The following is a 12350-nucleotide window of genomic DNA, read 5'->3' on the forward strand; positions in this document are numbered from 1 at the left end:
CGACCTGAGCTTTGCCCGTCGTGGTCATCGTACAGTGATCGACCGGCGCCTGTTCCGTTGGCCGTTCGTCCTGACGCGCAGCTTCCATGTCGATCCGGATCGGCCGGATTGCCTCGGCGTGATCGTGCAGACGGCAAGTGGCGCGGTGCACGGCGAGGATCGCCTGGCGCAGCGTCTCGTGCTCGAGCCGGGAACGGCCGTCTGCCTCACCAATCAAGGCGCGACGTCGGTGCATCGTGCGGACCCGGATGCTCACGCCGCCGAGACCGTCAGCCTTCAGGTCGCGAACGGCGCCAGCCTGGAATATCTGCCGGAGCCGCGCATCCTGTTTCCGGATGCGGCGCTGCGCCAGTCCGTGGAGCTCGACTGCGCAGACAAGGCTTGCAGCTTGATCGTCGACGCATTCACGATGCACGATCCGGGCGGGAAAGCCCGCGGTTTCCGCGAGCTGGAATCGACGTTCTGCCTGCGCAGATCGGGCGGCGAGCCCCTGCTGATCGACCGGATGCGGCTGCAGCGTCCGGACCCCGATATCTTTTGCGGTCGTCGGGCGTTTGGATCGGCGTTCCTGGTGCTGACCCCAACGCATGATCTGGCGAGCCTTCAGGCATCGCTGAACGCCGCTCTGGATCGGATTCCGTGCCTGTACGCTGCGGCCAGCGTGCTGCCCGAGGCCGCGGGGCTCGGTGTCCGCCTTGCGGCGACGGACCTCCGGCCGATCCGAACGGCCTTTGACGGGATCCGGGCGATCTATCGTCAAGCAATGCTGGCGCCGACGGCGCGTGCGGGCGCGATCGCCTGCTGATGCGAGTATCGGCGCCCCGGTATGCGAGGCGCCGATACGTGAGATCGGGCAGGTCGGCTTGCCCGGTGTCTCTGCCGCGCAAGCCGTTCGCTGTGGTGCGCCGCTGGAGCTCCCGCAGCTGCGGCTTCATTTTTCCTTCAGCGGCTCGACGCCCTCGTCGCGAACCGCTTGCAGGCTGCGCGGATCGAGGTCGAGCGCGCGGAGGATGGTCGGCGCGATCTGGGTGGTGAAGCTCTCGTCCTCGATGACCCGCGCATGCTTGATGCGCGGCGAGGAGAGCAGCAGCAGCACGTTGCGATCGTCGTTCGAGAAGCCGCCATGCTCGGCAAGCTTGCTGCCGCCGGTGCAGATCACGCCGTGGTCGGTGATGGCGATGAAGTCCGGCACCCGGCTGTTGTGGAACGGATCCTCATACAGCCTGGTCAGCTCGTCGCGGTCGAGCAGCTTCTGGATATGCAGGTCGGCGGCGTGAGCCAGGATGTAGGCCTTGGCGTCGGCATAATAGGGATGGCCGGTCGCCGGATTGGTCGCCTGCTGCAACTCGGGCGACAGCCAGACCAGCGCCTCGTCATCGCAGATCTCGAAGCCGTTGCTGCCGAAACCGGGCGTGCCGCTGTACAGCGCGTCGGAGATCGCCACGCGGTCCTTGACGTCGATCGGCGACTGGCCGTGCTTGGCGCTGACGATGATCAGCGTCGAGTCGTAGAGGTTCTGCGCCTTGAGCTCGTTGACGAACTTGCCGAGCGCGTCGTCGACGAACTGGAATTGCAGCGTGAGCGCATTGCCGGGCGTCGCCTTGCCGTCGGCATAGCCGCCGACCAGCGACTTGTCGGTATCGGCGTGGCCGGCCTTGGCGAGCTTCTGGCCGACGCTGACCGCCTGGAAGTTCATGCCGAAGATCGCAGGCACCGGCTGACGCTTGGCTCGCGTGCCGTCATAGCCGTCGATCCAGTTCAACACCGCCTGCACCTTCAGCGAATCGTAGGAGCGCACGCCGGTGTAGCTCGTGGTGTAGTCGTCGCCGGGCTGCGCGCCGGGGTCGATCGTGTCCTGCGAATTGATCTCCGGCGTGAACAGCTCGTCGAGGCCCTTGCCCGACGGACCGGCGAGATCCTCATAGGCGGGATGCTTGTCGGACCAGGCCGTGCGCATGCCGGCCTGCTTGATCACCTCGAAGATCGTGTTGGTGCGCACGTAGTCGTGCGGATAGACCGGCTTGCACTCGCCGTTCACCAGCTTGCGCTGCATGTGATCCGGGTCGAGCTGGGTGTAGACCTGACCGAGCGTGCCGCCGGCGGTGTAATCGGCGACCAATCCGCTGGAATAGTTGTAGCTCTTGTCGAGCGCTTCGAAATTGGTGAGCTCGGTTCCTGCGGGGCTTACGCAACCGGGATCGGCAAGACCCTGGCTGGTATAGAAGGCCTTCGCCGGATATTCGGTGCGATCATAGCTGTCGTCATAGAACAGGCCGCCGCCCTTCGGCGTGGCGCCCGTGACCTGCGCGAGCAAGCCGGGATAGCTGTCGGAGGGCGCGGTGGTGAATGCGTTCGGATAGACCACGCCCTTGCCGCTGAGCTGCGCGAAGTTGCCGCCCGGACGGCTTTCGACCCAACGCTTCAAATCGACGGCGTGCATGCCATCGACGCTGATCAGCAGGACGTGCTTATAGCCATGTCGCTGCGAATGGTCGTTGTCATCATCGGCATGCGCGACCGCGACGCCGCAAGCCAGCATGGCCGCCGCGATCGCGGCAGTCGACAAGAAATAGTCACGAAAACCACTCATGAGTTCGCCCCTCTCGATTTCCGGTGAGATTTTGAATCGCCCGCGCTAGCCGCGACAATCTGTCGCGGTCAGTTGACGGCGGGATGACGCTTTCTTGCGAGTTCGATGACCGGGCGGGGCTGACCGGCATCCCAGGATCGTCACGCCGATGGCGCGAATTGGTGCAGGCGGCGGCCGCCCGCACCTTTGCATGGGGTTGTTTTCGATGTTTTTGCTGGGAGCCGCGGCGACCGCGGCGGACGCGCGTTACTCGGATCGAGCGGCTTCCCGCAAATGCCGTCCGATCGCGGTCTCGACCTCGCTGGGGTGATCGACCTGGGGCAGGTGCCCGGCGTCGGGAACGATCGCAAGCCGGCGATCAAGCATCGCCGCGAGCTCGGTCATCGGCTGCACCAGCAGCTGGTCGTTTGCGCCGACGATCATCGTTAGCGGCACCTGCATCGTCTTCACGCCGTCGAGATAGGCGAGGCTTTGGATCGCGCGGGCACAGCCGATGAAGCCCGCGGGATCGGTCCCGTTGATGCAATCGAGCAGCGCGGTGGCGATGGCGGGATGGGCCTCGAGAAAAGCCCGTCCGAACCAGCGCTCGGCGGTCGGGGCCGCCAGCGGCGCGATGCCCTGAGCTTGCACGAGAGCGATCCGATCGTCCCATGCGGCCGCGAACGGCGGCGGCGCATCGGCGCGCGCGGCGATCACGCACAGGCTGAGCAGGCGGTCGGGATGGCGCACGCCGAGGCCGAACGCCGTCATGCCGCCCTGCGAGACGCCGATCACATGCGCCCGTGCGATCTCGAAATGATCGAGCACCGCGATGGCATCCGCCACGAGGTCGTCCATCGCATACGGACCGCGCGGTGCCTCGGATTGTCCGTGACCCCTGCTGTCGAGGGCGAACACGCGATGGCCGCGCGCGGCAAGCGCGAGGGCCTGGCGGTGCCAGATCGCGCTGCTGGTCAGGATCGAGTGGCAGAGCAGCACCGGCGCGCCGTGCCCGGCGCCGCCGACACGGACACTGAGCCGCCCGGCCTTGCCCGCCACGTCGTGCCGGACGAAGCCCTGCCATGCGGCTGAAACGATCGGGGCCGGTTCAGTCGACAAGGCCCATCTCCGCGAACACGTCCTTGGCGATGCGGAAGCTGTCGAGGCCGGCGGGCATGCCGCAATATACCGCGATTTGCAAAAACACCTCGCGCAGCTCGCTCTTGCTCAGGCCGTTGTTGAGTGCGCCGCGGATATGTACCTTGAGCTCGTGCGGCCGGTTCAGCGCCGCGATCATGCCGAGGTTGAGCAGGCTGCGGCTGCGCTTGTCGAGATCGGGGCGATTCCAGATCTCGTCCCAGCAATATTCGGTCGCAAGCTTCTGGATCGGCCAGTTGAACTCGTCGGCCGCCTTCAGCGATCTTTCGACATAGGCGTCGCCGAGCACGGTGCGGCGGGTTTGCAGGCCGCGCTCGAACTTCTCGCCGCGGGGATTTGCGTCGGTCATCATCGTCTCCATTTCTATTGTGGTCAGGCCAGCGCCGGCTGGGCGAGCGGCGTGGTCCAGGCGTCGTAGCCGTAGACCCAGTCCGGATCGGTCGGGTTCTTGAGCCAGGTGTTGGTGCGCGAGCTCGCCTGCACGCGCGAGGTGCGTGGCTTGCGCGTCGCCTCGAAGCGGCGGAAGGCCTCGGCGACGCCGTCGCGATCGACGCCCGCGAGGCAGCGTGACAGCACCGCGGCATCCTCGATCGCCATCGCCGCGCCCTGCGCCATGTAGGGCGTCATCGGATGGCAGGCATCGCCGAGCAGCGTGATGTTGCCCTCGCTCCAGCGCGGCAGCGGATCACGGTCGACCAGCGCCCATTTGTGCACCGACGGGCAGGCCTCCAGCACCCTGCGGACTTGGGGATGGAAGCCTTCGAACGCCTTGCGCAACTCGCCGACGTCGCCGGTCGCCGACCAGGATTCCACCGTGAAGCCCGGCTCCGGCTGGCTGGTCACGAAATAGACCTCGCTACGGTCGGGCTTGACGTAATAGATCACGATATGGCGATCCGGCCCCCACCATTTGGTGCAGTCGTCGATCGGATAGCCCTCGAGCAGCGATGCCGGAAACACGGTGCGATAGGCGATGCGGCCGGTGAAGTTCGGCTCGTCGCGGCCGAACAGCCGCTCCTTGACGAAGGAATGCACGCCGTCGGCCGCCACCACCGCGTCGACCGCCGTGCTGTGGCCGTTGGCGAAGGTCAGCGCCACTGAACGGTCGGCGCGCTGTTCGATCGCAGTCAGCTTGTGATCGAGCCGGACGAGATGATCTGGCACGGCGCTGGCGAGCGCCGCATGCAGGTCGCCGCGATGCCCGAGCAGATAGGGTGCGCCGTAGCGCTCCTCCGCGGCAGGGCCGAACACCATGTCGAAGCGCACCTCGCCGGTGTCGTATTCCTTGTTGTTCCAGGATCGCGGGTAGAACGCCGCGCGGCGCAGTACCGGCTCCAGGTCCCAGGCCCGCATCACCTTCATGGCGTTGCAGCCGATCTGGATGCCGGCGCCGAGCCGGGTGAAGCGCTGGGCCTGTTCGTATACCGTCACATCGACGCCCGCGCGGCTCAGCGCCGCCGCCGAGGCCAGTCCGCCCATGCCGGCGCCGATCACCGCCACCGAAAGTCTGCTCATCGTCGTTCCTCACAGCTTGCGCCGGTTGACGACCGGCTTCCCTGCCGTTGTCGGTCAAAGCGGCAGGCGCCCGCAAACGAGTAATGCTGACGGAGCGTGAGGTGGGCTCACGCGCCCGGTACCAGCCTGTGAGCTGAGGTCACGCTGCCTGAGCTTAACTCGTTTGCGCTCGGCGCGATCGCCCGCCAACGTTCCGCCGCTGCTGCAGCGGTGCATCCACCGATGGCGCGGCCAATATCAAAGACTCCAGAGGATCGCCGCCCATGTCCACGATCACCAATGACGGTGCTGCCCGTCTCGACGTCGCCGCAGCGCCCTGGCATGCGCGTCTCTATGTCCAGGTGCTGATCGGCATCGCGCTGGGCGTGCTGGTCGGCTACCTCTGGCCGGATGTCGGCGCGGCGCTGAAGCCGCTCGGCGACGCCCTGATCAAGATGATCAAGATGGCGATCGCGCCGATCGTCTTCCTCACCGTGGTGCACGGCATTGCGAGCCTCGACGACATGCGCAAGGCCGGACGGATCGGTCTGAAGACAATCATCTATTTCGAGGTTGCGACCACCGCGGCGCTGATCATCGGCCTGATCGTGATCAACCTGGCGCGGCCCGGCGCCGGCATGCACGTCTCGGCCGCTTCGCTGGATTCCCGCCTCGTTGCCACCTACGTGACCCAGTCGCACGACCAGACCGTGGTCGGCTTCCTGATGAACGTCATTCCCTCCACCGTGGGCGGCGCGTTCACCAGCGGCGACACGCTGCAAGTGCTGTTCTTCGCGGTGCTGTTCGGCATCGCCCTGCAGCGCTATGGCGAAGGCGGCAAGCCGGTGCTGGTGGCGATCGAGAAGCTGTCGAAGATCCTGTTCATCCTGATCGGCATGATCATGCGGATCGCGCCGATCGGCGCGTTCGGCGCCATGGCCTTCACCATCGGCAAATACGGAGTCGGCTCGATCGTCGCGCTGTCGCACTTCATGCTGGTGTTCTATCTCACCTGCGTGCTGTTCGTGATCGCAGGGCTCGGCATCGTGTCGCGCCTCGCCGGCTTCAGCATCTTCAAGCTGATCCGTTATCTCCGCGAAGAGCTGCTGCTTGTGCTTGGCCTGTCGGGCTCGGAATCGGTGATGCCGCGCTTCATCGACAAGATGAAGGCCGCAGGCTGCGCCGAATCGACCGTCGGCCTGGTGATCCCGACCGGCTACACCTTCAATCTCGACGGCACCTGCATCTATCTGACCATGGCCGCCGTGTTCCTCGCCCAGGCCACCGACACGCCGATGTCGCTTATGCAGCAGATCGGTCTCGTCGTGGTTTGCCTGTTGACGTCGAAGGGTGCAGCCGCCGTGCCGGGCAGCGGCTTCATCGTGCTCGCGGCAACGCTGGGCTCGATCGGCCATGTCCCGGTGGCAAGCATCGCGCTGCTGCTCGGCATCGACCGCTTCATGTCGGAAGCGCGCGCGCTGACCAATTTCATCGGCACGGCGGTGGCGACCGTGGTGGTGGCGCGCTGGGAGGGCGACCTCGACCGCGCGCAATTCGTCCGCGCCCTCGACAATCCGGACGCCGCCACGCTATCCTCCTGAGCCTTCCGGAGACGCGACAGCATCATGAGAAAGTTACCACCGCTCAACGCGGTGCGGACATTCGAGGCGGCCGCGCGGCACGTCAGCTTCACCAAGGCCGCTGAAGAGCTGCTCGTCACCCATGGCGCGGTCAGCCGCCAGGTTGCGCTTCTCGAGGACTGGTTCGGCGTCAAGCTGTTTCGCCGCGCGCCCTCGCAACTGACGCTGACCGCCGCCGGGCAGATCTATTATCGCGAGGTCACGGCGATCCTCGATCGGCTGGCGCTCGCGTCGATGGACATGAAGGCGTACGGCTCGCCGTCGGTGCTGCGCGTCAGTGCGCCGCCGACCTTTGCGATGCGCTGGCTGATCCGCCGCATCGCCTCGTTCCAGCGCATGCGCGCCGATGTCGAGCTGCGGCTGTTGACCTCGATCGGACCGCTCAACTTCAACGACCGCTCGTTCGACGTCGCGATCCGCGGCAATATCGGCGAGCCGGTCGGCTGGATGTCGCAGCACTTCATGACCGAGCTGATCGCGCCGGTCTGCCACGTCGACCTGCTGAGCCGCGGGCGGCTCGCCACGCCCGACGACCTGCGGCACCACACCCTGATCACCTATCTGACCGAGCCCTATGACTGGCCGCGCTGGCTGGCCCAGGCCGGCGGCGAGATGAGCGCGGATCAGGAGACATTGCGGTTCGAGCAGATGTTCTTCGCGCTGCAGGCGACCATCGAGCGCATCGGCATCGGGCTGTTTCCGCTGTTCCTGGTGATCGACGAATTGATAGCCGGGCAGCTCTGCCTGCCGTTCGGCGATCTCGGCCTACGCAAGCGCGAGTATCGCTCGTTCTATCTCGCCGACAATGAAAGCGCCGGCGCGATCGCCGACTTCACCGCATGGCTCGCCGACGCCGGGCGCGAGACCGAGCAATTCATGATGGACTGGGGCAGATCGAAGGGCTGGAGCTTCTAGACGAGCGGCTCTAAGACCGCATCAGGGGGGAATGCACATGAGCAACATGTCTCGCCGGCCGTTCCTGCAACTGGCGCTCGGTGGGGCGACGCTGCCGCTTGCAGCGCGCGGTGCGCGCGCGGAGACCATGGCGCGGCCGATCACCATGATCGTGCCGTTCGCCGCCGGCGGGCCGACCGATGTGCTGGCGCGGATCCTCGCCGAATACATGCGCAATGTGCTCGGCCATCCCGTCATCATCGAGAATGTCACGGGCGCCTCCGGCACCGTCGCCGGCCTGCGTGCCTCGCGCGCGGCGCCGGACGGCTCCACGATCACGATCGGGCATTGGGGCACGCACTGCCTCAACGGCGCGATCTATCAGCTGCAATATGACGTGCGCGAATTCGCGCCAGTCGCGCTGATCGCCAGCGGACCGCAGCTGATCATCGGCCGGCCCGACCTGCCGGCGCAGAATCTGAAGGAGCTGATCGCCTGGCTCAAGGCCAATGGCAACAAGGCGACGGCGGGCACCGCCGGCCCGGGATCCGGCGCGCATGTCGCCGGTGTGTTCTTCCAGCAGTTGACGAACACGAACTTCTCCTTCGTGCCGTATCGCGGCGCCGGTCCCGCGCTGAACGATCTGATGGCCGGGCATATCGACATCATGTTCGATCAGGCCTCCAACTCGCTGCCGCAGGTGAAGAGCGGGACCGTGAAGGCGTTTGCGGTGACGCAGTCGTCGCGGCTGGCATCGGCGCCCGAGATTCCAACCGTCGATGAAGCCGGATTGCCGGGGCTCACCATCGCCTATTGGCACGGCATTTGGGCCCCGAAGGGTACGCCCGCCGAGATCGTGGCGACGCTGTCGAAGGCCGCGATGACTGCGCTCGCCGAGCCCGTCGTGCGGCAACGCTTCGCCGAGCTCGGTCAGGAGATTCCGCCGCCGGACAAGCAGAGCTCCGCCGCGCTGCGCGACCATCAGGCCGCCGAAATCGAGAAATGGTGGCCGATCGTCAAGTCGGCCAACATCAAGCCGGAATAGGCGTAATCGTCTGACTGAATGGGTGTTTTAGGCGAATTCCCCGACTTGGGGTTTGCCCCTTGAACGGTCGGCCTGCACCATTATATGTTCAATCGAACATATAATGGTGGCGATGACCGATACGAGCAAAACGGCGCCGGCGACAATCGCCCGGCCCAATTCCCGGCCCAAGGGACGTCCCAAGGGACGCCGCAGCAAGGACTTGCCTGATGGCCGTCAGGCGCTGCTGATCGCGGCGACCGAGGCCTTCGCAAATCTCGGCTTCGATGGCGCCGACCTGCGCAGTGTCGCGGCGGCGGCGGGTGTCGCGCCGAATCTCGTGCGCGTTCATTTCGGCAACAAGGCCGCGCTGTGGGAGGCCTGCCTCGACCGCATCGTGACGCTTGCCGTGCCCGCGATGGCCGAAGTGCATGCGATTGCCCACGACAGCAGCCGTTCCCTTGGCGATCGGCTGCGCGTGCTGATCATCCGCGTCGCGACCTTCTACGCGGCGCATCCGGAGGTGCGCAATTTCGTGGTTCGGCGCGGCGCCGAGAGCCCCGAGCGCGCCACGCAGGTGACCGAGAAGCTGCTGCGTCCGGCGTATGAGTCGGCGCGCGAGCTTTTCCAGGCCGGCATCGATGCCGGGATCATCCGCAGCAGCCATCCGGCGCTGTTCTTCGCGCTGCTCAATGCCGCGCTCAACCAGCCGCCGTCCTTTCCCATGCTGCTCGGCCGGATCGCGCCCGAGATCGACGCGGAAGCCGCCTGGACCCGGCTGCTCGACACTACGATCGCAACACTTCTGCACCTTCCGCCGTCGCAAGCCGACGTCGATCCCGCAGCCGGCAACGCCGGCACGCCGCAGTCGTGACAATCCGTCTCGACCCGGCATTTCAACCACCAGTGAGAGAGTGATCCATGAAACTGCGTCTTGCCCTCGTGCTTATCGCCGCAACCATTGCGCCCGCCGTGACGCCCGCCGTGGCCCAGTCCGGACCGAACGAATCGATGCAGCGTCAGGCCTGCATGGGTGACGCCGTGCGGCTGTGCGGCGCCTACATTCCGGACCGCGAGCGGATCAGGGATTGCATGGCTGCGCAGGTCGAGCAGCTCAGCCCGTCCTGCCGCGCGGTGTTCGATGCCTCCGTGCAGGCCGAGCGATCGCCGTCAGCGCGGCGTTGATCGGCCGTCGGCTCCAGGAGTTTGCATCCGGGCCACAGTTCACAGCCAGTGGCGGTTGCCGCCGGAGCAGCCGTCTCAAATCCGTGAAAACACCCCCTTCCGTTAACCTTTGATTAACCATGCGGTCCGATTGTTAACCATTCGACAAGACAACCGAGTCAGGGGCGATGGACGCAACTCAACAGGTCGCACGTCAGCAGGTCCGCATGCGCGGCCGTTCCTATGTTGCGTTCGTTTTCTCGCCGGTCGTGCCTGTTGTGTCCTGGCTCGCCGAGATTGACGCGACGCTGGCGAAATCGCCGGGCTTCTTCACCGGCAAGCCTGTGGTGCTGGACCTCGCATCGGTCGACCTCAGCCAGGCCGCGATCGCGCATCTGATCGGCAGCCTCGGCGAACGCAACATCCGCGTCCTCGGCATCGAGGGGGTCGACGAATCCAAGCTCGGCGCCAACATGCCGCCGCTTTTGACCGGCGGCCGGGCCTGCGCGATCACCCATGTCGAGCCGAAGGCGCCGCAGCCGAAAGAGAAGGACAAGGACAAGAGCAAGCTGCCGTCGCTGCTGCTGGAGAGCCCGGTCCGCTCCGGCCAGTCGATCGTGTTCGCCGAAGGCGACGTCACCGTGCTCGGCTCGGTCGGCTCCGGCGCCGAGATCGTCGCCGGCGGCTCGATCCATGTCTACGGCACGCTGCGCGGCCGCGCGATGGCCGGCATCAACGGCAATTCGGCGGCGCGGATCTTCTGCCAGAAGATCGAGGCCGAACTGCTCGCTATCGACGGCTATTACCAGACCGCAGATGACATCGCCGACAGCTTGCGCAACCGGCCCGCCCAGGCGTGGCTCGAGGGCGAAATGCTGCGCATCACACCATTGAACTGACCGACTGACTACAAGGAGAGAGAGAATGGCCAAGGTTTTGGTCGTGACGTCTGGGAAGGGCGGGGTCGGCAAAACGACCTCTACTGCCGCCTTGGGCGCGGCGCTTGCGCAAATGGGCCAGAACGTCGTCGTCATCGATTTCGACGTCGGCCTGCGCAACCTCGACCTCGTGATGGGCGCCGAGCGGCGCGTGGTGTTCGACCTCATCAATGTGGTGCAGGGCGTCGCCAAGCTGCCGCAGGCCCTGATTCGCGATAAGCGGCTGGAAAATCTCTGGCTGCTGCCGGCATCGCAGACCCGCGACAAGGACGCGCTGACCGAAGAGGGCGTCAAGCGCGTGATCGCCGACCTCAAGACCAAGTTCGACTGGATCCTGTGCGACAGCCCGGCCGGCATCGAACGCGGCGCGACGCTCGCGATGCGCTATGCCGACGAGGCCATCATCGTCACCAATCCGGAAGTGTCGTCGGTGCGCGACTCCGACCGCATCATCGGCATGCTGGATTCCAAGACGGTCCGCGCCGAGCGCGGCGAGCGGGTCGAGAAGCATCTTCTGGTCACCCGCTACGATGCAGGCCGCGCCGCGCGCGGCGAGATGCTGTCGATCGACGACATCCTGGAGATCCTTGCGACGCCGCTGCTCGGCATCGTCCCAGAGAGCCAGGACGTGCTGCGCGCCTCCAATGTCGGCTGCCCGGTGACGCTGAACGCTGCGAACAGCGCGCCGGCGAAGGCCTATACCGACGCGGTGCGTCGCCTGATGGGCGAGGCGGTCGAGATGGTGGTGCCGGTCGAGCGCAAGGGGCTGATGGACAGGCTGCTGCGACGGAGGGCGGCATGATGAACGTAATGCGGCTGTTCGGCGGCCGCGCCGCATCGGCGCCCGTCGCGCGGGAGCGGTTGCAGATCCTGCTTTCGCATGAGCGCGGCCGGACCGGCGCACCCGACCTGCTGGAAACGCTCCGCTCGGAAATCCTGAGCGTGGTCTCCAAGCACATCGACGTCGATCCCGACAAGGTCGTGGTCAAGATGGATCGCGGCAAGTTCGTCTCGATGCTCGAGGTCGACATCGAGGTTCCCAATGGCGTGCAACGATCAAAGATGGTGGCGGCCACATGACGGCAGACAGCGACAGTCACATCGCCTGGCAGCGCGCGCAGCTCAAGAAGCTGCGCGCGGCATTGAAGGCGATCGAGGCGGATCAGCTCGGCAAGGCCAATTGCGGCCGCGCGACGCAGATGACGATCGACGAATTGCAGCGCAAGATCGGCGAATCAGGCCGCTGCATCGCCGAGTACGAGCGCCGCACCCGTCGCCCGCTGGCGACGGATCTCGGCAGCCTCGCCAGCGTCAGCTGGACGCACTGGAACGCCAACATGCCGATGGCCAAGGCGCCGCGCCATCGCGCGTAGAGGGCGATTCCCACAAGGTCGTCATTCCGGGGCGCGCCTCTTGGCGCGAGCCCGGAATCCATTGAGCCACGGGCGATGCGGAATAATGGATTCCGG

At 66.0% G+C, this 12350-nt stretch carries 14 protein-coding genes; 10 read left to right on the forward strand and 4 right to left on the reverse strand.

The genetic code is table 11. The annotated features are described in order from the left end of the window. Positions 1-34 precede the first annotated feature (34 nt). Positions 35-805 (forward strand): urease accessory protein UreD, encoded by a 771-nt coding sequence (locus ACVW17_RS09560; protein ID WP_456797057.1) that lies wholly within the window; start codon positions 35-37, stop codon positions 803-805. Between the two features lie 126 nt (positions 806-931). Here the strand turns inward: ACVW17_RS09560 and ACVW17_RS09565 are convergent, their stop codons facing one another. The 4 genes from ACVW17_RS09565 to ACVW17_RS09580 all read right to left on the reverse strand — a co-directional run bounded on the left by ACVW17_RS09565 (position 932) and on the right by ACVW17_RS09580 (position 5242). Further along, complete coding sequence (locus tag ACVW17_RS09565; protein ID WP_456797058.1) at positions 932-2590, reverse strand: alkaline phosphatase family protein; 1659 nt, start codon at positions 2588-2590, stop codon at positions 932-934. Between the two features lie 246 nt (positions 2591-2836). Next, positions 2837-3688 carry an alpha/beta fold hydrolase gene (locus tag ACVW17_RS09570; protein WP_456797059.1) on the reverse strand — a complete coding sequence of 284 codons (852 nt, stop codon included), beginning with the start codon at positions 3686-3688 and terminating at the stop codon, positions 2837-2839. Then, positions 3678-4076, reverse strand: coding sequence for a carboxymuconolactone decarboxylase family protein (locus ACVW17_RS09575; RefSeq protein WP_456797060.1), 399 nt, complete (start codon positions 4074-4076; stop codon positions 3678-3680). The genes ACVW17_RS09570 and ACVW17_RS09575 overlap by 11 nt, the downstream gene beginning before the upstream one ends. A gap of 23 nt (positions 4077-4099) precedes the next feature. Next, on the reverse strand, positions 4100-5242 hold the full coding sequence (locus ACVW17_RS09580) for an FAD-dependent monooxygenase (RefSeq protein WP_456751652.1): 1143 nt from the start codon (positions 5240-5242) through the stop codon (positions 4100-4102). Between the two features lie 263 nt (positions 5243-5505). Here ACVW17_RS09580 and dctA point away from each other — a divergent pair, with 263 nt between their 5' ends. From dctA to ACVW17_RS09625, 9 genes are all read left to right on the forward strand, one after another. Next, positions 5506-6822, forward strand: a complete 1317-nt coding sequence (gene dctA, locus ACVW17_RS09585; protein ID WP_456751653.1) for a C4-dicarboxylate transporter DctA — start codon at positions 5506-5508, stop codon at positions 6820-6822. Between the two features lie 24 nt (positions 6823-6846). After that, positions 6847-7776, forward strand: coding sequence for a LysR substrate-binding domain-containing protein (locus ACVW17_RS09590; protein WP_456751654.1), 930 nt, complete (start codon positions 6847-6849; stop codon positions 7774-7776). A 46-nt stretch (positions 7777-7822) separates the two neighbouring features. Continuing rightward, positions 7823-8800, forward strand: coding sequence for a tripartite tricarboxylate transporter substrate-binding protein (locus ACVW17_RS09595; RefSeq protein ID WP_456798938.1), 978 nt, complete (start codon positions 7823-7825; stop codon positions 8798-8800). A 52-nt stretch (positions 8801-8852) separates the two neighbouring features. Continuing rightward, positions 8853-9653 (forward strand): TetR/AcrR family transcriptional regulator, encoded by an 801-nt coding sequence (locus ACVW17_RS09600; protein ID WP_456797061.1) that lies wholly within the window; start codon positions 8853-8855, stop codon positions 9651-9653. 47 nt (positions 9654-9700) lie between these two features. Continuing rightward, complete coding sequence (locus ACVW17_RS09605; protein ID WP_456797062.1) at positions 9701-9964, forward strand: hypothetical protein; 264 nt, start codon at positions 9701-9703, stop codon at positions 9962-9964. 167 nt (positions 9965-10131) lie between these two features. Further along, complete coding sequence (gene minC, locus ACVW17_RS09610) at positions 10132-10842, forward strand: septum site-determining protein MinC (protein ID WP_456797063.1); 711 nt, start codon at positions 10132-10134, stop codon at positions 10840-10842. Between the two features lie 25 nt (positions 10843-10867). Then, positions 10868-11683, forward strand: coding sequence for a septum site-determining protein MinD (minD, locus tag ACVW17_RS09615; protein WP_456797064.1), 816 nt, complete (start codon positions 10868-10870; stop codon positions 11681-11683). Then, on the forward strand, positions 11683-11961 hold the full coding sequence (gene minE, locus ACVW17_RS09620) for a cell division topological specificity factor MinE (protein ID WP_244070139.1): 279 nt from the start codon (positions 11683-11685) through the stop codon (positions 11959-11961). The genes minD and minE overlap by 1 nt, the downstream gene beginning before the upstream one ends. After that, a complete protein-coding gene (locus tag ACVW17_RS09625) occupies positions 11958-12254 on the forward strand; it encodes a hypothetical protein (RefSeq protein ID WP_016842303.1) in 297 nt (98 codons plus the stop codon). Before minE ends, ACVW17_RS09625 begins: the two co-directional genes overlap by 4 nt. The last annotated feature ends 96 nt before the right edge of the window (positions 12255-12350 follow it).

It is taken from the genome of Bradyrhizobium sp. USDA 4473 (assembly GCF_054063335.1).

Coding starts and splice junctions, on each gene's coding strand:
- minE (WP_244070139.1), top strand. CDS start 11,683: ATGAACGTAATGCGGCTGTTCGGCGGCCGCGCCGCATCGGCGCCCGTC.
- dctA (WP_456751653.1), top strand. CDS start 5,506: ATGTCCACGATCACCAATGACGGTGCTGCCCGTCTCGACGTCGCCGCA.
- minD (WP_456797064.1), top strand. CDS start 10,868: ATGGCCAAGGTTTTGGTCGTGACGTCTGGGAAGGGCGGGGTCGGCAAA.
- ACVW17_RS09575 (WP_456797060.1), bottom strand. CDS start 4,076: ATGACCGACGCAAATCCCCGCGGCGAGAAGTTCGAGCGCGGCCTGCAA.
- ACVW17_RS09565 (WP_456797058.1), bottom strand. CDS start 2,590: ATGAGTGGTTTTCGTGACTATTTCTTGTCGACTGCCGCGATCGCGGCG.
- ACVW17_RS09625 (WP_016842303.1), top strand. CDS start 11,958: ATGACGGCAGACAGCGACAGTCACATCGCCTGGCAGCGCGCGCAGCTC.
- ACVW17_RS09580 (WP_456751652.1), bottom strand. CDS start 5,242: ATGAGCAGACTTTCGGTGGCGGTGATCGGCGCCGGCATGGGCGGACTG.
- ACVW17_RS09595 (WP_456798938.1), top strand. CDS start 7,823: ATGTCTCGCCGGCCGTTCCTGCAACTGGCGCTCGGTGGGGCGACGCTG.
- minC (WP_456797063.1), top strand. CDS start 10,132: ATGGACGCAACTCAACAGGTCGCACGTCAGCAGGTCCGCATGCGCGGC.
- ACVW17_RS09590 (WP_456751654.1), top strand. CDS start 6,847: ATGAGAAAGTTACCACCGCTCAACGCGGTGCGGACATTCGAGGCGGCC.
- ACVW17_RS09605 (WP_456797062.1), top strand. CDS start 9,701: ATGAAACTGCGTCTTGCCCTCGTGCTTATCGCCGCAACCATTGCGCCC.